Source organism: Celeribacter arenosi, from assembly GCF_039539485.1.
In the GTDB taxonomy this organism is placed as follows: domain Bacteria; phylum Pseudomonadota; class Alphaproteobacteria; order Rhodobacterales; family Rhodobacteraceae; genus Celeribacter; species Celeribacter arenosi.
Genome location: NZ_BAABDF010000004.1, coordinates 1 through 19,367 on the forward strand (window position 1 = coordinate 1; position 19,367 = coordinate 19,367).

The following is a 19,367-nucleotide window of genomic DNA, read 5'->3' on the forward strand; positions in this document are numbered from 1 at the left end:
GGCCTGCGTTTCGCTATCCGCGAAGGCGGCCGCACCGTGGGTTCCGGCGTCGTTTCCAAGATTATCGAGTAAGGTCGACTTCACTCGACAGGAAATTGTGAAAGGCCGCCCCAGGGCGGCCTTTTTCGTTTGGTGGGTCAAAATTCGGATGCGCCAGATGAAGCGGAGGTAGAAGCACAGCAATTGAGTGCCACAACCTGTCCGCATGTGTTTTCGGGCTTGCAAAGCCAGCGGCGCTTTCGTATCCACGCCCTCGGCTCTTTAGGGGTATAGCTCAGTTGGTAGAGCGACGGTCTCCAAAACCGTAGGTCCCGGGTTCGAACCCTGGTGCCCCTGCCATTTTCCACACTTCACGTTGACCTGATCACGCCCCTAGGGCGGTAAAGGCCGCGTATCCCATCACGCAGATGGCGATGATCGAAATCAGCCAGCTCGCTGAGCGCGCCATTGGCACGCCTGCAATGTAAAAGACGTGATAGGCGATCCGTGCCAGCACATAGATCGCGGCAGCTAGACGGCTTGCCGCAGTCGAGACATCATTGAGTAGCAAGATCAGCACGAATGGTGCCATCATCATGCCGGACTCGATGCCATTTCGCAGCGCATTGCCGGCACGGGCAAGCATACCATCAGCAAAATCGGCGGGTCGGTTTTTCTGCATCGCGAAGCTCACGCCTCGCCCGACGACATTGGAAAAATGCTGAACCAAAACGCCGATTAGCGTGATTGTCGCGATAAAGAACAGGACATTAATTTCTTGCACGGGGTTCCTCCTCAGGTGGCCGTACCAACATGGCCGCGCCTCATTGCTTAGTGAACAGTCGGACCTGCACACCCCGCTGTGCAGGCGCGGCTGCCGTGTTCGTCGATGAGCACATGCACAACACCTGATCCAGCGCCTCACATTTGCCCGATGGATCCGCGACGCCACGGGGGTGCCGCTTGGCCCTTGAATTCCGTGACGCCGTGCCGTAGATGCAGCAAACACCTAAAGGTTCAGGAATACGCGAATGGCCACGACCAACCCTCTCCAGTTCATCCAGCAAGTCCGCTCGGAAGTCTCGAAGGTCGTCTGGCCGACCCGCCGGGAAGTTGTTTTGACGACCATCATGGTTTTCATCATGTCGGCCCTCACCGCGACATTCTTCTTCATCGTTGATCTGCTGATCCGGACCGGATTGCAGGCGCTTTTGAATTACGTCGGCTGACACGGTCGGTCGTTCGCCGCGGGAGGAACCCATGGCTGATCAGTTCGACCAATTGTCCCACAAGCACCAAGATTTCATCACGCGCCAGCACATCTTTTTCGTGGGATCTGCCGCGCCCGAAGCGCGCGTGAATATTACCCCCCGATCTACCGAGCATCTGCGAATTGCTGGCCCTGCCGAGGTTCTTTTTCTGGACTTGACCGGTTCTTCCAATGAAACGGCAGCGCATATGCGGGCCGATGGCCGCCTTACGCTTATGTTCTGTGCATTCGAGGGTCCGCCGCTGATCCTGCGTCTCTATGGGCGCGGGCGTGCCGTGCGGTATGACGCGCCGCAATTTGCCACGCTTTGGGAAACCCATTTCGGCGGTGAAATACCCAAGGCTGCGCGCCAAATATTTGTCCAATCCATCGACTTGGTTCAGACCTCATGTGGTTTTGGCGTGCCTGCGTTTCAGTATGAACGCGAACGACCTGCGCTGCGCAATTGGGCCGCAAAGAAATCCCGTGCGGAGATTGAGTCCTATTGGCGCGAGAAGAACGTGACTTCTATTGATGGACTGCCCACGGGTTTGTTCGATGATGTGTAATCAGGTCTAAAGGCTTGAACTCAGGGGTCTGAGGCGGTAGAGCGGGCGCACTCTTCAGAACAGGCGTGCAGCGATTCGAGTTGCGCGCCGATTTATTGTTTCGGGGAGGCGCATTTTGGCGCATGGGATAAACACGTATCGGCCCCAGTAGGGTCGGACAGAAGGCAAGGGCTAAGGCAGATGGCGAAGCGTTGGTATTCGGTAAGCGTTCTCTCGAACTTCGAGAAAAAAGTCGCCGAAGCGATCAAGCAAGCCGCGGTCGAAAAGGGTCTTGAGGAACAGATCGAAGAAGTTCTGGTGCCGACCGAAGAGGTCATCGAAGTGCGCCGGGGCAAAAAGGTGACCGCTGAGCGTCGCTTCATGCCGGGTTATGTGCTCGTGCGGATGGAGATGACGGACGAAGGCTATCACCTGATCAACTCGATCAACCGCGTCACCGGTTTCCTCGGCTCCTTTGGTAAACCGATGCCGATGCGCGACAGCGAAGTCGAGGCGATCCTTGGCCGCGTTGAAGAAGGTGCCGAGGCGCCCCGTTCGACCATCACTTTCGAAGTGGGCGAACAGGTGTCTGTCTCCGAGGGCGCGTTTGAGGGCTTTGACGGCATGGTCGAAGAAGTCGATGAGAACAGCCAGCGCCTCAAGGTGTCGGTGTCGATCTTTGGTCGCGCCACGCCGGTCGAATTGGAATTCACGCAGGTCTCTAAACGGGCCTGACCGTGACGGCGCCTTCGGGCGTCAAAGAGCGTGGGAGGCGAGGGCGACGCGTCGTCCGGACCAGACCACACAACATGAGAGCCCGCGGAACGCGTTTCGTGGGCGTTGGAAAAGGAAAAGCCAATGGCTAAGAAACTCGCAGGTATGTTGAAGCTGCAAGTGCCCGCCGGCAAAGCGAACCCGTCCCCACCCGTGGGTCCGGCGCTCGGTCAGCGCGGTATCAACATCATGGAATTCTGTAAGGCGTTCAACGCCAAGACACAGGAAATGGAAGCAGGCGCACCCTGTCCCACCGTGATCACATATTACAGTGACAAATCGTTCTCGATGGAAATCAAAACGCCGCCGGCGTCCTATTTCCTCAAAAAAGCGGCTAAGCTGAAATCCGGCTCCAGCACCCCCGGTCGTGCGACCGCCGGTTCTGTGACGGTTGCTCAGGTGAAAGAAATCGCCGAAGCAAAAATGAAAGATCTGAACGCAAATAGCGTGGAAGCTGCAATGCAGATTATCCTCGGCTCGGCGCGCTCTATGGGCATCGAGGTGAAAGGGTAATAATCATGGCAAAGCTTGGTAAACGTACCCGCGCCGCGCGCGAAGCATTCGAAGGCAAAGATAACCTCTCCGTTGAGGCTGCTGTCGAACTGATCAAAGCAAACGCAAAGTCGAAATTCGACGAGACCGTCGAACTTGCGTTGAACCTCGGCGTTGACCCGCGTCACGCAGACCAGATGGTCCGTGGCGTTGTGTCCCTGCCCAACGGCACCGGCAAAACGACACGCGTGGCTGTTTTTGCCCGTGGTGCAAAAGCTGATGAAGCTACCGCAGCTGGCGCAGACGTTGTTGGTGCAGAAGACCTGATGGAAATCGTTCAGGGCGGCACCATCGATTTCGATCGTTGTATCGCAACCCCCGACATGATGCCGATTGTTGGTCGTCTCGGTAAGGTTCTCGGTCCGCGTAACCTGATGCCGAACCCTAAGGTTGGCACTGTAACCATGGACGTTAAGGCCGCTGTTGAAGCTGCCAAAGGCGGTCAGGTTCAGTTCAAGGCCGAAAAAGGTGGTGTTGTGCACGCAGGTGTTGGCAAAGCCTCCTTCGACGAAGCCAAACTGGTTGAAAACGTGCGCGCCTTCGTGGACGCCGTTCAGAAAGCCAAGCCGACAGGCGTCAAAGGCTCTTACATGCAGAAAGTTTCGATCTCTTCGACCATGGGTCCGAGCGTAACGATCGCCATCGACAGCGCCACTGGCAACTAAGCCGCGTCGCTTAGCACGAATGTGAAAGGCGCTCCGCATTGGGGCGCCTTTTTACGTTTCCGGGCTTGGGGCGGGCCGAAACTGCCTCTATGATTGACGCAAGAGCGGGGTTCGTGGTGGGTCGCCAATCCGGTCGCGCAGCTTTGCCTTAATGTGTGTGCTGAGCGCGCGGGACGCGAGCGGAGCCATTTCCCGCCGACGCCCCTTGCACGCCCCGTTAATCCCCTCTAAACACCGCCATGCAGTTCAGCGTACGATTCGTCGTGCGCTGCTTTGCGTTTCGTCCAAGACGGTGGGTTGTCCGGATTTCCGGTCATTAAATCCTGCCTGAGACGGGAAAGACGAAGAGTTTTCCGTAGGCTTGACCTCGGGCGACTTTGGCGCAGCCCCGTAACGGACTTCGAGCCTCGACCCTAACGGGTCTTGGTAGAATTGAGCCGGGAGGGGTTCCCCTCCCAACTTGGAGTAAAACTGTGGATAGAGCACAAAAAGAAAAAATGGTCGACGAGCTCGGCCAGATCTTTGACAGCTCTGGCGTCGTTGTGGTTGCCCACTACGAAGGTCTCACGGTTGCTCAGATGCAGGACCTGCGCGCGCGTATGCGCGAAGTTGGTGGGTCCGTTCGCGTTGCCAAGAACAAGCTCGCCAAAATCGCTCTTGAAGGAAAGCCCTGCGAAAGCATTGCAAATTTCCTGACGGGCATGACCGTTCTCACCTTCTCGGAAGACCCCGTGGCAGCTGCCAAGGTCGCCGACGCCTATGCCAAGGAAAACGACAAGTTCGTTATTCTCGGCGGCGCAATGGGTGAAAACGCTCTCGACGTCGACGGTGTGAAGGCCGTGGCGAAAATGCCGTCTCGCGAGGAGCTTATTGCTTCCATCGTGGGCTGCATTGGCGCTCCCGCTTCCAACATTGCCGGCGCGATTGGCGCTCCTGCTTCGAACATCGCGGGTATCCTGTCCACCATCGAGGACAAGGCTGCTGCATAAGCAATCGCAGACCGACGTAGTTGTAATGACACGCGTTGGAACACATCTTAAACGAACGGAAACAGTAAAATGGCTGATCTGAAAAAACTTGCAGAAGAGATCGTGGGTCTCACCCTTCTCGAAGCACAAGAACTGAAAACCATCCTCAAAGACGAGTATGGCATCGAGCCCGCTGCAGGCGGCGCTGTAATGATGGCTGGTCCTGCTGGCGATGCTGGCGCAGCTGCTGAAGAAAAAACCGAATTTGACGTCGTTCTCAAGAACGCCGGCGCTTCCAAGATCAACGTGATCAAAGAAGTCCGTGGCATCACCGGTCTTGGCCTCAAAGAAGCTAAAGACCTGGTCGAAGCTGGCGGCAAAATCAAAGAAGGCGCGTCCAAGGACGAAGCCGAAGAGATCAAGGCAAAGCTGGAAGCAGCTGGCGCCGAAGTCGAACTGGCCTAATGGTCGCGACCTTTCGGGGTCGCAAATTACGCAGGCTGGGTCCGGTTTTCCGGTCCCAGCCGAACCTGTTTTAGAAAGCGCCTTCGCGAAAGGCGTTTTCTAAGGAGAGGTTCGACAGGTCGGGAGCATTCGGTGGGACGGATGCGAGAATAGACCAGAGCACTCCGTTTCGTCAGTGTCCGTCCGCCGGCGCCCAACGGCCGACAGATACGCGAAAATTTGAAAGGTTTAGACGCTTATGGCATCGTCCTTCCTCGGCCAAAAACGGCTTCGTAAATACTACGGTAAAATCCGCGAAGTCCTCGAAATGCCGAACCTCATCGAGGTTCAGAAATCTTCTTACGATCTCTTCCTTAATTCCGGTGACGAACCACAGCCGATGGACGGCGAAGGCATCAAAGGTGTCTTCCAGTCGGTTTTCCCGATCAAGGATTTCAACGAGACCGCTGTTCTCGAGTTTGTGAAATACGAACTCGAAGCGCCCAAGTATGACGTTGAAGAGTGTCAGCAGCGCGACATGACTTACTCTGCGCCGCTCAAAGTGACCCTTCGCCTCATCGTGTTTGATGTGGACGAAGATACAGGCGCCAAGTCGGTCAAAGACATCAAAGAACAAGACGTCTTCATGGGCGACATGCCCCTCATGACGCCGAACGGCACCTTTGTCGTGAACGGCACCGAGCGTGTGATCGTCTCCCAGATGCACCGTTCGCCGGGCGTGTTCTTTGACCACGACAAGGGCAAGACGCACTCGTCTGGTAAGCTTTTGTTCGCATGCCGCATCATCCCATACCGCGGCTCGTGGCTCGATTTCGAATTCGACGCCAAAGACATCGTCTTTGCGCGCATCGACCGTCGTCGTAAACTGCCCGTGACCACGCTGCTCTATGCGCTGGGTCTCGATCAGGAAGCGATCTGTGACGCCTATTACAACACCGTGGACTACAGACTCGAGAAGAACAAAGGTTGGGTGACCAAGTTCTTCCCCGAGCGGGTTCGCGGCACACGTCCTGGCTTTGATCTGGTCGACTCGGCAACGGGTGAGCTGATCTGTAAAGCGGGCGACAAGATGACCCCGCGTGCGGTCAAGAAAATCATCGACGAAGGCAAGATCACCGATCTTCTCATTCCGTTCGATCAGATCGTTGGCCGTTTCGTCGCCAAGGATATCATCAACGAAGAAACCGGCGCGATCTACGTCGAAGCCGGTGATGAGTTGACCTACGAGTTCGACAAAGACGGTGCTGTCACCGGCGGGTCGCTCAAAGAGCTGCTCGACGCTGGCGTGACCGAGATTCCCGTCCTCGACATCGATGGCGTGAACTTTGGTGCCTACATCCGCAACACCATGGCGGCAGATAAAAACATGAACCGCGAAACCGCGCTCATGGATATCTATCGCGTCATGCGTCCGGGTGAGCCGCCGACCGTTGAAGCCGCATCCAACCTCTTCGAAAGCCTGTTCTTCGACAGCGAGCGCTATGACCTCTCTGCCGTTGGCCGCGTGAAGATGAACATGCGTCTCGATCTCGATGCGCCGGACACACAGCGCACCCTGCGCCGTGACGACATCGTCGAGTGCATCAAGGCGCTCGTGGAGCTTCGCGATGGCCGCGGTGACGTCGATGACATCGACCACCTTGGTAACCGTCGCGTCCGTTCCGTGGGCGAGTTGATGGAAAACCAGTACCGTGTTGGCCTGCTCCGCATGGAGCGCGCGATCAAGGAACGTATGTCCTCTGTCGAAATCGACACGGTCATGCCGCAGGATCTGATCAACGCGAAACCGGCCGCTGCTGCGGTGCGTGAATTCTTTGGCTCCTCGCAGCTGTCGCAGTTCATGGACCAGACCAACCCGCTCTCCGAGGTGTCGCACAAACGCCGCCTCTCCGCGCTTGGGCCCGGTGGTCTGACGCGTGAGCGTGCTGGCTTTGAAGTGCGCGACGTTCACATCACGCACTACGGCCGCATGTGCCCGATTGAAACGCCGGAAGGTCCGAACATTGGTCTGATCAACAACCTCGCCACTTTCGCGCGGGTGAACAAATACGGCTTTATCGAAACGCCGTATCGCCGCGTTGTCGAAGGTCAGGTGACGGATGATGTGACCTACATGTCCGCCACTGAAGAAATGCGTCACACCGTGGCGCAGGCGAACGCGAAGCTCGACGAAACGGGCCGGTTCATGAACGATCTCGTGTCCACCCGTCAGTCCGGTGAGCACGCACTCAACCCGCCTTCCAACGTCGATCTCATCGACGTTTCGCCCAAACAGCTGGTCTCCGTCGCTGCGGCACTCATCCCGTTCCTTGAGAACGACGATGCTAACCGCGCGCTGATGGGCTCGAACATGCAAAAGCAGGCCGTGCCTCTTCTGCGTGCCGAAGCTCCGATCATCGGCACGGGTATCGAGGGCAAAGTTGCCGTCGACTCCGGCGCGGCCATTCAGGCGAAGCGTGCGGGTATCATCGACCAGGTTGATGCAACACGTATCGTTATTCGCGCCACCGAAGATCTTTCCATCGGCGATCCCGGCGTGGACATCTACCGTCTGCGTAAATTCCAGCGTTCCAACCAGAACACCTGCATCAACCAGCGTCCGTTGGTGAATGTGGGCCAGTCCGTTGGTAAAGGCGAAGTGATTGCTGACGGTCCGTCCACGGATATGGGCGAACTGGCTCTCGGAAAGAACGTCGTCGTCGCGTTTATGCCTTGGAACGGCTACAACTACGAAGACTCCATCCTGATCTCCGAACGCATCGCGCGTGACGACGTCTTCACCTCGGTACACATCGAGGAATTCGAAGTCGCAGCACGTGACACGAAGCTCGGGCCGGAAGAAATCACCCGCGATATCCCCAACGTCGGTGAGGAAGCTCTGCGCAACCTCGACGAAGCGGGCATCGTCTACATCGGCGCACACGTCGAGCCGGGTGATATCCTCGTGGGTAAAATCACACCGAAGGGCGAAAGCCCGATGACGCCGGAAGAAAAACTCCTGCGCGCCATCTTTGGTGAGAAAGCATCCGACGTGCGTGACACCTCGCTTCGCGTGAAGCCGGGCGATTACGGTACAGTCGTGGAAGTGCGCGTCTTTAACCGCCACGGTGTGGAAAAAGACGAGCGTTCGCTGCAGATCGAGCGTGAAGAAATCGAACGTCTGGCACGTGACCGCGACGATGAGATGGCCATTCTGGACCGCAACATCTACGCGCGCCTGAAAGACATGATCTTCGGCAAAGTCGCCGTCAAAGGTCCAAAAGGCGTTAAGCCGAATGTGACCATCGACGACGAACTGCTCGGTCAACTGTCCAAAGGTCAGTGGTGGCAGCTCGCCCTCGCAGACGAAGACGACGCACAGATCGTTGAAGCCCTCAACGCGCAGTACGAAGCGCAAAAGCGTGCTCTCGAGCACCGTTTCGAGGACAAGGTCGAGAAAGTGCGCCGCGGCGATGATCTGCCTCCGGGTGTGATGAAGATGGTCAAAGTCTTCATCGCTGTGAAGCGCAAGCTTCAGCCGGGCGACAAGATGGCCGGTCGTCACGGGAACAAAGGGGTTATCTCCCGCGTCGTTCCCATGGAAGACATGCCGTTCCTTGCCGATGGTACGCCCGTCGACTTCTGTCTCAACCCGCTCGGCGTGCCGTCGCGGATGAACGTTGGTCAGATTCTCGAAACCCACATGGGTTGGGCATCTCGCGGTCTGGGTATCCAGGTTGACGAAGCGCTTCAGGAATACCGTCGCTCCGGTGACATGACACCTGTTCGTGACGCGCTCAAATTCGTCTACGGCGAAGAAGTCTACGACGAAGGCTTTGCCAACATGGCAGATGTCGACATGCTCGAGGCAGCATCCAATGTGACCACCGGTGTGCCGGTTGCGACACCTGTATTCGACGGTGCGAAAGAAGCCGACATCGACGACGCACTCGTGCGCGCCGGTTTCGACACCTCCGCGCAGTCGGTACTCTTCGATGGCCGCACAGGTGAACAGTTCGCCCGTGAAGTCACCGTCGGTGTGAAGTATCTGCTCAAACTGCACCACCTTGTGGACGACAAAATCCACGCCCGTTCAACGGGTCCATACTCGCTCGTCACCCAGCAGCCGCTTGGTGGTAAGGCGCAGTTTGGTGGTCAGCGCTTTGGTGAGATGGAAGTCTGGGCACTCGAAGCCTACGGCGCCGCCTACACCTTGCAGGAGATGCTTACTGTCAAGTCGGATGACGTTGCAGGCCGTGCCAAGGTCTACGAGTCGATCGTCAAAGGTGAGGATAACTTCGAAGCCGGCGTTCCTGAGAGCTTTAACGTGCTCGTCAAGGAAGTCCGCGGCCTCGGCCTCAACATGGAACTCCTGGATGCGGAGGATGAGGAGTAAGGCCCCGCGCCTTACTTCTCCCGCGCCCTTCCGCCGAAATCTGAGGAAATCAAAAGATGAACCAGGAACTCTCAACCAACCCGTTCAACCCGCTGGCATCGCCTGCGACCTTCAACGAGATCAAAGTCTCGCTGGCGTCGCCGGAGCGCATCCTGTCGTGGTCCTACGGTGAGATCAAGAAACCCGAAACCATCAACTACCGGACGTTCAAGCCGGAGCGTGATGGTTTGTTCTGCGCACGTATTTTTGGCCCGATCAAAGACTACGAATGCCTGTGCGGTAAATACAAACGCATGAAGTATCGCGGCGTTGTCTGCGAGAAATGTGGTGTTGAAGTCACCCTCCAGAAAGTGCGCCGCGAGCGTATGGGCCATATCGAACTGGCCGCGCCTGTCGCTCACATCTGGTTCTTGAAATCGCTCCCGAGCCGGATCGGCCTCATGCTCGACATGACGCTGCGCGATCTCGAGCGCGTTCTCTACTTTGAGAACTACGTGGTGATCGAACCCGGTCTGACGGACCTCTCCTACGGCCAAATGTTGACCGAAGAAGAGTTCATGGACGCGCAGGATCTCTACGGCATGGATGCATTCGAAGCCGACATCGGCGCCGAAGCGATCCGTAAAATGCTCGCCAACATCGACCTTGATTCCACCGCAGAACAGCTGCGTGAGGACCTCAAGGAAGCGACCGGTGAACTCAAGCCCAAGAAGATCATCAAGCGTCTGAAGATCGTCGAAAGCTTCCTTGAATCCGGCAACCGTCCGGAGTGGATGATCCTGACCGTGATCCCTGTGATCCCGCCGGAACTCCGCCCGCTGGTGCCCCTCGACGGTGGTCGTTTCGCGACATCCGATCTCAACGATCTCTACCGCCGCGTGATCAACCGGAACAACCGTCTGAAACGCCTGATCGAACTGCGTGCGCCCGATATCATCGTGCGTAACGAAAAACGTATGCTTCAGGAATCCGTCGACGCTCTGTTCGACAACGGCCGTCGCGGTCGCGTCATCACGGGTGCCAACAAGCGCCCGTTGAAGTCGCTGTCCGACATGCTGAAGGGTAAACAGGGTCGTTTCCGTCAGAACCTTTTGGGTAAACGCGTCGACTTCTCCGGTCGTTCGGTCATCGTGACCGGTCCGGAACTCAAACTGCATCAATGTGGTTTGCCCAAAAAGATGGCTCTCGAACTGTTCAAGCCGTTCATCTACTCGCGTCTTGAAGCCAAAGGTCTGTCCTCCACTGTGAAGCAGGCCAAGAAGTTGGTGGAAAAAGAACGTCCGGAAGTTTGGGATATCCTCGACGAGGTTATCCGCGAACACCCCGTTCTCTTGAACCGTGCACCGACGCTTCACCGTCTTGGTATCCAGGCGTTCGAGCCCGTTCTGATCGAAGGTAAAGCGATCCAGCTTCACCCGCTCGTGTGTTCGGCGTTTAACGCTGACTTCGACGGTGACCAGATGGCTGTTCACGTCCCACTTTCGCTCGAAGCACAGCTCGAAGCACGCGTTCTGATGATGTCCACGAACAACGTTCTGTCGCCTGCCAACGGCGCACCGATCATTGTTCCTTCGCAGGATATGATTCTCGGCCTTTACTACATCACGATGGATCGTGAAGGCATGAAGGGCGAAGGCATGATCTTCTCCGACGTGGAAGAGGTCGAGCACGCACTTACCGCTGGCGAAGTCCACCTGCACGCACGCATCCAAGCGCGGATCAAGCAGATCGACGAGCACGGTCAGGAAGTGTGGAAGCGCTATGAAACAACGCCGGGCCGTCTGCGTCTGGGGTCGTTGCTGCCGCTCAACGCGAAAGCGCCGTTCGAATTGGTCAACCAGCTTCTGCGTAAGAAGGACGTCCAGCGCGTCATCGACACTGTCTACCGTTACTGCGGTCAGAAAGAGTCGGTGATCTTCTGTGACCAGATCATGACCCTCGGCTTCCGCGAAGCGTTCAAGGGCGGTATTTCCTTCGGCAAGGCCGACATGGTTATCCCCGACAACAAATGGACACTCGTGGACGAAACCCGTGGTCTCGTGAAAGACTTTGAACAGCAGTACATGGACGGCCTCATCACGCAGGGCGAAAAGTACAACAAAGTTGTCGACGCTTGGGCGAAGTGTAACGACAAGGTCACCGAGGCCATGATGTCGACCATCTCCGCCAAGAAGATGGACGCGAATGGTGCCGAAATGGAGCCGAACTCGGTTTACATGATGGCGCACTCCGGTGCCCGTGGTTCTGTCACCCAGATGAAACAGCTGGGCGGTATGCGCGGCCTGATGGCGAAACCTTCCGGCGAGATTATCGAAACGCCGATTATCTCGAACTTTAAAGAAGGTCTGACCGTGCTCGAGTACTTTAACTCGACCCACGGTGCCCGTAAGGGTCTGTCCGATACCGCGCTTAAAACGGCGAACTCCGGTTACCTGACACGTCGTCTCGTCGACGTGGCGCAGGATTGCATCGTGCGTCAGGTGGACTGTGGTACCGAAAAGGCGATCACTGCAGAAGCAGCCGTCAACGATGGTGAAGTCGTGTCTTCGCTCTCCGAGCGGATCCTTGGCCGTGTTGCTGCCGATGACGTTCTGCGTCCCGGCACCGACGAGGTTCTCGTCTCCAAAAACGAGATCATCGACGAGCGCAAAGCAGATGCGATCGAAACCTCTGGCATTGCCAAGCTGCGGATTCGCTCGCCTCTGACATGTGAAGCAGAAGAAGGCGTTTGTGCGAACTGTTACGGTCGTGACCTCGCGCGCGGTACTATGGTGAACCAAGGTGAAGCTGTCGGTATTATCGCCGCACAGTCCATCGGTGAGCCCGGTACACAGCTGACGATGCGGACGTTCCACATCGGCGGCGTTGCACAGGGTGGTAGCCAGTCCTTCCAGGAATCGAACCAGGAAGGTCGCATTGAGTTCCGCGACGCTAACCTTCTCGAAAACGCTCAGGGCGAACGTATCGTCATGGGCCGTAACATGGTGCTTGCCATCATCGACGAGAACAATGTGGAGCGGGCTTCCTACAAACTCGGCTACGGCACCAAGGTGTTTGTGACCGAGGGCGCAACGGTTACCCGTGGCGACAAGCTGTTCGAATGGGACCCCTACACTCTGCCGATTATCGCGGAGAAAGCCGGTAAGGCAAAATTCGTCGACCTCGTCTCGGGCCTGTCGGTTCGTGACGTGACCGATGATGCGACCGGCATGACCCAGAAAATCGTGACCGATTGGCGTTCGGTGCCAAAAGGCGGCGATCTCAAGCCCGAGATCCTCGTGTTGGGTGCCGATGGCGAACCAATGCGCAACGATGCCGGCAATCCGGTTACCTACCTGATGTCCGTGGACGCGGTTCTCTCGATCGAGGACGGTCAAGACATTCAGGCCGGTGATGTGGTTGCCCGTATCCCGCGCGAAGGTGCGAAGACCAAGGACATCACCGGTGGTCTGCCGCGTGTGGCCGAACTCTTCGAAGCCCGTCGTCCGAAAGATCACGCTATCATCGCGGAAATCGACGGTCACGTGCGCTTTGGCAAGGACTACAAAAACAAACGCCGCATCTCGATCGAGCCTGTGGATGAGACGATGGAGTCCGTCGAGTACATGGTGCCGAAAGGCAAACACATCCCTGTGGCCGAAGGCGACTTCGTCCAGAAGGGTGACTACATCATGGACGGCAACCCTGCGCCTCATGACATCCTCGCGATTATGGGTGTCGAAGCCTTGGCTGATTACATGATCGACGAAGTGCAGGACGTTTACCGTCTTCAGGGCGTTAAAATTAACGACAAGCACATCGAAGTCATCGTGCGTCAGATGCTGCAGAAATGGGAAATCCTCGACAGTGGCGACACTGTTCTTCTCAAAGGCGAAGCGGTCGACAAGGCCGAGTTCGACGAAAACAACGAGAAGGCGATTTCCAAGGGCGGTCGTGCAGCGAAGGGTCAGCCGATCCTTCTCGGCATCACCAAAGCGTCGCTTCAAACGCGCTCCTTTATCTCTGCCGCTTCCTTCCAGGAAACCACGCGCGTCCTTACCGAAGCATCGGTTCAGGGCAAACGTGACAAGCTCGTGGGTCTCAAAGAGAACATCATCGTTGGCCGTCTTATCCCGGCCGGTACTGGTGGAGCGACCCAGCGCGTGCGCAAAATTGCTCTCGATCGCGACACCAAGGTGATCGAAGAGGCGCGTGCAGAAGCTGAAGCTGCAGCAGCACTTGCTGCGCCGGTTGAAACGATGACTGAAGGCTTTGCAGATGAAGCTGTTGTCGTGGAAACGCCTGAAAGCGAATAAGCCTCGCGCTTACGAAAAATTTAGGCCCCGCAGTTTGCGGGGCCTTTTTCATTTGGAAAGGTTGGACTTCCTCAGGCCTGCGCCGCGGCCATCTCAAGGTGATGGGAATAACGGGGGTCTGACTTTACATCCGATCCGGCCTTCTCGTGCATCCGTGACAACAGGTCAGCGCAGCAAAGGTGGTGGAGGCGAAGCACGCCCTTAACCGCCAATAGCTGCGCCATCACCGCATCAAACCGGTCATCGAACGCCAAAGCAGACGTATCTGTGACCTCATTTCGATTGTGCGCGAGAAAGAAGCGTTCGTTGTAGCGGTCAAAATAGAAGTTTCGCGCAGGGCAGGGAGTGCCGGCCTTGTAGGTGAAGTTTTCCAAGGTCTTGGTGACGTAATGGTTCACCTGCGCACCGGCGAGCGAAATCCACTTCGCTTTGGTCAGTTTGCGTTCCGGGCCATTCGGGTCGTAGTTCATCGGGCGGTCCGAAATATGCGCCCAGCGATTTGGACCCTCTCCCCATTTCCCCTTTCCGCGCCACCCCCGCGGCTCATGGGCAGAGATCATTTTGAAATTCTCCGCCGGTCTGAACGCGAAACTTTTGTAGAATTTGTTGGCGGGGTCCTTTTCATCGGCCGCAAGCGTGAACATCCGATGCAAAGGGCGGTCTTCCCATGTCTCAAGACCGGACGTCCCGAAACAGCGCCATTGCACCGAAATGCCGCGAAAGCGTTCGTGCATGTCCCCGACCAACCCCTGAACAGTGCCGTCGCCCCGTTTCGCAATAAGATATTCGTCGACATCGCAAAGGAAGAACCAATCCGTTTGCGCCACAACAGGGTGGGTATGCAAAGCAATCAGGCCCGAGCGAACCGGTGCCTGGTTCTCCGCCGGAAAATGTTCGAGCTCATGACAAAAGCCGGCTTCTGCCAAGAGCTTCATCATCTCTACGGAATGGTCGGTGCAATCGTTGTGGACGAAAATCACGTCATCGAAGCCCAGCATCTTTTGCCAAGCGAGCCATTCGAGAATGAACGGACCTTCGTTGCGGACCGTTGCGCCAACGCAGAACTTCATGGGCGCTCCCTTTGCCACTTCCTCAACATCGCACATGCCCGTTGTAAACACCTCGCTTCCCAATCGCCAGCGCTGGTGATAGCGCGATTTCAAAAGGGACCGAACCGATGGCCGAACTCTCAGACAATTCACGCGGTGCTTTGCTCATGGCAGGGGCCATGGCGGCATTTACATTTAACGACAGCTTTATGAAGGCCCTTCTGGTCGACATTCCCCTGTCGCAGGCGCTTTTGATGCGTGGTGTGTTGAACGTCTTAATGGTTTTCGTGGCAGTCGCGCCGTTCGTCGATCCGGTCACAGTGACTATGCCGCGTCGCGATTGGGTGCTGATTGTCTTGCGTTCTTTCATGGAAGTGGGAGTGGCGTTTACGTTTTTGCATGCGATAACGACAATGCCTTTGGCCAACGCCACGGCGATCATGCAAACCATGCCATTGGTCATCACTATCGCCTCGGCCTTGGTGTTTCGCGATCCGCTCGGCTGGCGCCGTATCTTGGCGATCATCGTGGGTTTTTGTGGCGTTCTCCTGATCGTCAAGCCCGGCACAGACGGCTTTAGCGCCGGCGCCCTATGGGCGCTCGCCGCTGTTGTGGCCGTAACCATACGTGACCTCTCTGTGCGGGGCATGTCCTCTGCGGCGTCAACATCCACGGTAACACTTTGTGCCGTATTGGCCGTTGTCGTCGTGGCGGGGCTCTCAACGCTTGGCGAAGACTGGGTGCAATTGTCGACCAAGAACTGGGGCCAACTCATGGGAACCGCAATTTGCGTGACAGTCGCCTATGTTCTCTCGGTCGTAGTGATGAAGGTTGGCGAGATTTCCTTTGTCTCGCCGTTCCGCTACACCGCTCTTATCTGGGCCCTTCTGGTTGGGTTTTTTGCCTTTGGTGAGTGGCCCGCGATTTCTTCGCTCGTGGGGGCCGCGATCATTGCGGCGACCGGCATTTACACTGTGATCCGCGAAACACGCCTGCGCCGGACCGGTCAGATCGGCGGTAAGGCGGTCAACCGCGCCTGAGCGGCTGTTGACATCCCACACGACTCTCCATATACCGCGCGCAATCCGGCAAAGGGGGAATTCCCCTCGGGTCCGAATTCAAAATCGTAGTGATCAAGATGCGGGCTACTTTTAAGCCTTCATCCTCTGGGAACTCTCCGCGTCGTTCGCCTCGGAATGGGAACGATTGCGGGTTTTTGCGTTACGCGTATGTGTGTTGCGCATAAATTTTAAATCGTTCCGGCGTGTGGGCATTTGTTCGCGAAGTCGGAGCAGTCGAAGTTAGGAACGGGAAAGAGCCCTATGCCAACGATCCAACAGCTGATCCGCAAACCGCGTCAGCCGAAAGTCAAGCGCTCCAAGTCCATGCACCTGGAGCAGTGCCCGCAGAAACGCGGCGTATGCACACGCGTCTACACCACGACGCCAAAGAAACCGAACTCCGCTATGCGTAAAGTCGCCAAAGTGCGTCTGACGAATGGCTTTGAGGTCATCAGCTACATCCCCGGTGAGAGCCACAACCTTCAGGAACACTCCGTGGTTCTGATCCGTGGCGGCCGTGTAAAAGACCTTCCAGGTGTCCGTTACCACATTCTGCGTGGTGTTTTGGATACCCAGGGCGTCAAAGACCGTAAACAACGTCGTTCGAAATACGGCGCCAAGCGTCCTAAATAAGGAGAGAGCGGAATGTCCCGTCGTCACGCCGCTGAAAAGCGCGAAGTCCTGCCCGACGCCAAATATGGCGATCGCGTGCTGACAAAATTCATGAACAACCTGATGATCGACGGCAAAAAATCTGCCGCCGAACGCATCGTCTACAACGCACTGACCCGCGTTGAGGATAAACTCAAGAAAGCCCCTATCGAGGTTTTCCACGAGGCCCTCGACAACGTGAAGCCGTCTGTCGAAGTTCGTTCCCGCCGCGTCGGTGGTGCAACCTATCAGGTTCCCGTCGAAGTCCGCGTTGAGCGCCGCGAAGCTCTTGCCATCCGTTGGCTGATCTCCGCATCCCGCGCCCGTAACGAAAACACGATGGAAGAACGCCTCGCCGGTGAGCTGCTCGACGCAGTAAACGGTCGCGGTTCCGCCGTGAAAAAGCGCGAAGACACGCACAAGATGGCCGACGCCAACAAAGCGTTCAGCCACTACCGCTGGTAATCAGACCCGAAGGACCCGAGCCCAATGGCACGCGAATATCCCCTCGAACGCTACCGGAACTTTGGTATTATTGCGCACATCGATGCCGGTAAGACCACATGCTCCGAGCGTATCCTGTTTTACACAGGCAAATCCCACAACATCGGCGAAGTCCATGACGGCGCCGCGACGATGGACTGGATGGAGCAAGAGCAGGAGCGGGGTATCACGATTACCTCTGCTGCGACGACGACATTCTGGGAACGCACTGAGAACGGCACCGAGCCCGACTCTCTCAAGCACCGCATGAACATCATCGACACACCGGGCCACGTTGACTTCACAATCGAAGTTGAGCGTTCGCTGGCTGTTCTCGATGGTGCTGTTACCGTTCTTGACGGTAACGCCGGTGTTGAGCCGCAGACCGAAACCGTTTGGCGTCAGGCCGACCGTTATAAAGTTCCACGTATCGTGTTCGTTAACAAAATGGACAAGATCGGCGCGGACTTCTTTAACTGTGTCCACATGATCGAAGACCGCACAGGCGCGACTGCTATTCCGGTTGGTATTCCGATCGGTGCAGAGACCGAGCTTGAAGGCCTTATCGACCTCGTGACCATGGAAGAATGGTTGTGGCAGGGCGAAGACCTTGGTGCATCCTGGATCAAAGCTCCGATCCGTGACAGCCTCAAGGCGCAGGCCGATGAGTGGCGTGCCAAGATGATCGAAGCCGCCGTCGAAATGGACGACGACGCGATGGAAGCCTACCTCATGGAAGGCACAGAGCCCGACGTGAAAACACTGCGCAAACTGCTGCGCAAGGGCTGTCTGACGCTGAAGTTCGTTCCGGTTCTGGGCGGTTCTGCATTTAAAAACAAAGGCGTTCAGCCTCTCCTCAACGCTGTGATCGACTACCTGCCGAGCCCGCTCGACGTGGTTGACTACATGGGCTTCAAACCCGGCGATGAAGAAGAAGTTCGTAACATCCCTCGTCGTGCAGACGACAACATGGCGTTCTCGGGCCTCGCGTTCAAAATCATGAACGACCCCTACATGGGTACCCTGACCTTCACCCGTATCTATTCGGGCACGATGGCAAAGGGCGACACGCTTTTGAACTCCACCAAAGGCAAAAAAGAGCGCATCGGCCGTATGGTCATGATGCACTCCAACAAGCAGGACGAGATCACCGAAGCATTTGCTGGTGACATCATCGCGCTTGCCGGCCTGAAAGACACCACAACCGGTGACACGCTCTGTGCCGTCAACGATCCTGTGGTTCTGGAAACGATGACTTTCCCCGATCCCGTGATCGAGATTGCTGTCGAGCCGAAAACCAAAGCTGACCAGGAAAAGATGTCCTTGGGTCTGCAGCGTCTTGCAGCCGAAGATCCCTCTTTCCGCGTTGAAACAGACCTCGAAAGCGGTCAGACGATCATGAAAGGGATGGGCGAACTTCACCTCGACATCCTCGTTGATCGTCTGAAGCGCGAATTCAAAGTCGAAGCGAACATCGGTGCACCGCAAGTTGCCTACCGTGAGACCATCGGCCACGAAGTCGAGCACACCTACACCCACAAGAAACAGTCGGGTGGTTCGGGTCAGTTCGGCGAAGTCAAAATGGTTATCTCTCCAACAGTCCCTGGCGAAGGTTTCTCCTTCGAGAGCAAGATTGTTGGTGGTGCGGTTCCCAAGGAATACATCCCGGGCGTCGAAAAAGGTATCCGTTCCGTCATGGACAGCGGTCCGCTCGCAGGCTTCCCTGTGATCGACTTCAAAGTCGCCCTGATCGACGGTAAGTACCACGACGTTGACTCCAGCGTTCTCGCATTCGAAATCGCTGCACGTATGTGTATGCGTGAAGGTATGCGCAAAGCTGGTGCGAAACTGCTCGAGCCGATCATGAAAGTCGAAGTGATTACGCCGGAAGAATACACCGGTGGCATCATCGGCGATCTGACATCGCGTCGCGGTCAGGTTCAGGGTCAGGATACGCGCGGCAACGCCATCGCGATCGACGCCTTTGTGCCTCTGGCCAACATGTTCGGCTACATCAACACGCTGCGTTCCATGTCTTCGGGCCGCGCAAACTTCTCGATGCAGTTCGACCACTACGAGCCAGTGCCGCAGAACATCTCGGACGAAATTCAGGCGAAATTCGCCTAATCGCATTCGGGGACCGGTTCCGCCGGTCCCCGCCCAAATGACAAGGAGGCCATCATGGCTAAAGGTAAGTTTGAGCGCAACAAACCGCACGTGAACATTGGCACGATCGGCCACGTTGACCACGGT

Annotated in this window: 16 protein-coding genes and 1 tRNA gene; 15 read left to right on the top strand and 2 right to left on the bottom strand. The window is 56.7% G+C overall.

Annotated features, from left to right (window positions below):
• Both ABD815_RS04955 and ABD815_RS04960 read left to right on the top strand, forming a co-directional pair.
• Positions 1-72 (top strand): EF-Tu C-terminal domain-related protein (locus ABD815_RS04955; protein ID WP_303506052.1); only part of this gene is annotated, 72 nt, incomplete at its 5' end.
• A 191-nt stretch (positions 73-263) separates the two neighbouring features.
• Positions 264-339: transfer RNA gene (locus tag ABD815_RS04960), tRNA-Trp, on the top strand.
• 25 nt (positions 340-364) lie between these two features.
• Here ABD815_RS04960 and ABD815_RS04965 read toward each other — a convergent pair.
• Positions 365-763, bottom strand: a complete 399-nt coding sequence (locus ABD815_RS04965; RefSeq protein WP_344844318.1) for an MAPEG family protein — start codon at positions 761-763, stop codon at positions 365-367.
• Positions 764-1,010: 247 nt separating this feature from the next.
• Here ABD815_RS04965 and secE point away from each other — a divergent pair, with 247 nt between their 5' ends.
• The 9 genes from secE to rpoC all read left to right on the top strand — a co-directional run bounded on the left by secE (position 1,011) and on the right by rpoC (position 13,870).
• Positions 1,011-1,208: a preprotein translocase subunit SecE gene (gene secE / locus ABD815_RS04970; RefSeq protein WP_344844320.1), complete on the top strand. Its 198-nt coding sequence runs from the start codon at positions 1,011-1,013 to the stop codon at positions 1,206-1,208.
• A 31-nt stretch (positions 1,209-1,239) separates the two neighbouring features.
• Positions 1,240-1,797 carry a pyridoxamine 5'-phosphate oxidase family protein gene (locus tag ABD815_RS04975; RefSeq protein ID WP_344844323.1) on the top strand — a complete coding sequence of 186 codons (558 nt, stop codon included), beginning with the start codon at positions 1,240-1,242 and terminating at the stop codon, positions 1,795-1,797.
• Between the two features lie 180 nt (positions 1,798-1,977).
• Positions 1,978-2,511: a transcription termination/antitermination protein NusG gene (gene nusG / locus ABD815_RS04980; RefSeq protein ID WP_344844326.1), complete on the top strand. Its 534-nt coding sequence runs from the start codon at positions 1,978-1,980 to the stop codon at positions 2,509-2,511.
• A 123-nt stretch (positions 2,512-2,634) separates the two neighbouring features.
• Positions 2,635-3,063, top strand: a complete 429-nt coding sequence (rplK, locus tag ABD815_RS04985) for a 50S ribosomal protein L11 (protein WP_344844329.1) — start codon at positions 2,635-2,637, stop codon at positions 3,061-3,063.
• Between the two features lie 5 nt (positions 3,064-3,068).
• Positions 3,069-3,767, top strand: a complete 699-nt coding sequence (rplA, locus tag ABD815_RS04990) for a 50S ribosomal protein L1 (RefSeq protein WP_344844332.1) — start codon at positions 3,069-3,071, stop codon at positions 3,765-3,767.
• Positions 3,768-4,240: 473 nt separating this feature from the next.
• Positions 4,241-4,756, top strand: coding sequence for a 50S ribosomal protein L10 (gene rplJ / locus ABD815_RS04995; RefSeq protein WP_344844335.1), 516 nt, complete (start codon positions 4,241-4,243; stop codon positions 4,754-4,756).
• 69 nt (positions 4,757-4,825) lie between these two features.
• Positions 4,826-5,200, top strand: coding sequence for a 50S ribosomal protein L7/L12 (gene rplL, locus ABD815_RS05000; protein ID WP_055296195.1), 375 nt, complete (start codon positions 4,826-4,828; stop codon positions 5,198-5,200).
• 238 nt (positions 5,201-5,438) lie between these two features.
• Complete coding sequence (rpoB, locus tag ABD815_RS05005) at positions 5,439-9,575, top strand: DNA-directed RNA polymerase subunit beta (RefSeq protein ID WP_344844346.1); 4,137 nt, start codon at positions 5,439-5,441, stop codon at positions 9,573-9,575.
• Between the two features lie 56 nt (positions 9,576-9,631).
• Positions 9,632-13,870 (top strand): DNA-directed RNA polymerase subunit beta', encoded by a 4,239-nt coding sequence (gene rpoC / locus ABD815_RS05010; RefSeq protein WP_344844350.1) that lies wholly within the window; start codon positions 9,632-9,634, stop codon positions 13,868-13,870.
• Positions 13,871-13,941: 71 nt separating this feature from the next.
• On the opposite strand, the gene ABD815_RS05015 is transcribed toward rpoC, so the two are convergent.
• A complete protein-coding gene (locus ABD815_RS05015; RefSeq protein WP_344844353.1) occupies positions 13,942-14,940 on the bottom strand; it encodes a glycosyltransferase family 2 protein in 999 nt (332 codons plus the stop codon).
• 107 nt (positions 14,941-15,047) lie between these two features.
• Between ABD815_RS05015 and ABD815_RS05020 the strand changes: the two genes are divergently transcribed.
• The 4 genes from ABD815_RS05020 (at position 15,048) to fusA (ending at position 19,241) form a co-directional block, all read left to right on the top strand.
• Positions 15,048-15,959 (top strand): DMT family transporter, encoded by a 912-nt coding sequence (locus tag ABD815_RS05020; protein ID WP_344844357.1) that lies wholly within the window; start codon positions 15,048-15,050, stop codon positions 15,957-15,959.
• 282 nt (positions 15,960-16,241) lie between these two features.
• Positions 16,242-16,613 carry a 30S ribosomal protein S12 gene (gene rpsL, locus ABD815_RS05025; protein ID WP_005621086.1) on the top strand — a complete coding sequence of 124 codons (372 nt, stop codon included), beginning with the start codon at positions 16,242-16,244 and terminating at the stop codon, positions 16,611-16,613.
• A 12-nt stretch (positions 16,614-16,625) separates the two neighbouring features.
• A complete protein-coding gene (gene rpsG / locus ABD815_RS05030; RefSeq protein WP_344844362.1) occupies positions 16,626-17,096 on the top strand; it encodes a 30S ribosomal protein S7 in 471 nt (156 codons plus the stop codon).
• Positions 17,097-17,120: 24 nt separating this feature from the next.
• Positions 17,121-19,241: an elongation factor G gene (gene fusA, locus ABD815_RS05035; RefSeq protein WP_344844365.1), complete on the top strand. Its 2,121-nt coding sequence runs from the start codon at positions 17,121-17,123 to the stop codon at positions 19,239-19,241.
• Positions 19,242-19,367 lie beyond the last annotated feature (126 nt).

Excerpts from the sequence above, each read along its gene's own strand:
- rpsL (WP_005621086.1), top strand. The coding sequence starts at position 16,242 with ATGCCAACGATCCAACAGCTGATCCGCAAACCGCGTCAGCCGAAAGTC.
- secE (WP_344844320.1), top strand. The coding sequence starts at position 1,011 with ATGGCCACGACCAACCCTCTCCAGTTCATCCAGCAAGTCCGCTCGGAA.
- rpoC (WP_344844350.1), top strand. The coding sequence starts at position 9,632 with ATGAACCAGGAACTCTCAACCAACCCGTTCAACCCGCTGGCATCGCCT.
- nusG (WP_344844326.1), top strand. The coding sequence starts at position 1,978 with ATGGCGAAGCGTTGGTATTCGGTAAGCGTTCTCTCGAACTTCGAGAAA.
- fusA (WP_344844365.1), top strand. The coding sequence starts at position 17,121 with ATGGCACGCGAATATCCCCTCGAACGCTACCGGAACTTTGGTATTATT.
- ABD815_RS05015 (WP_344844353.1), bottom strand. The coding sequence starts at position 14,940 with ATGAAGTTCTGCGTTGGCGCAACGGTCCGCAACGAAGGTCCGTTCATT.
- rplA (WP_344844332.1), top strand. The coding sequence starts at position 3,069 with ATGGCAAAGCTTGGTAAACGTACCCGCGCCGCGCGCGAAGCATTCGAA.
- ABD815_RS04975 (WP_344844323.1), top strand. The coding sequence starts at position 1,240 with ATGGCTGATCAGTTCGACCAATTGTCCCACAAGCACCAAGATTTCATC.
- ABD815_RS05020 (WP_344844357.1), top strand. The coding sequence starts at position 15,048 with ATGGCCGAACTCTCAGACAATTCACGCGGTGCTTTGCTCATGGCAGGG.
- rpoB (WP_344844346.1), top strand. The coding sequence starts at position 5,439 with ATGGCATCGTCCTTCCTCGGCCAAAAACGGCTTCGTAAATACTACGGT.
- rpsG (WP_344844362.1), top strand. The coding sequence starts at position 16,626 with ATGTCCCGTCGTCACGCCGCTGAAAAGCGCGAAGTCCTGCCCGACGCC.
- rplL (WP_055296195.1), top strand. The coding sequence starts at position 4,826 with ATGGCTGATCTGAAAAAACTTGCAGAAGAGATCGTGGGTCTCACCCTT.
- rplK (WP_344844329.1), top strand. The coding sequence starts at position 2,635 with ATGGCTAAGAAACTCGCAGGTATGTTGAAGCTGCAAGTGCCCGCCGGC.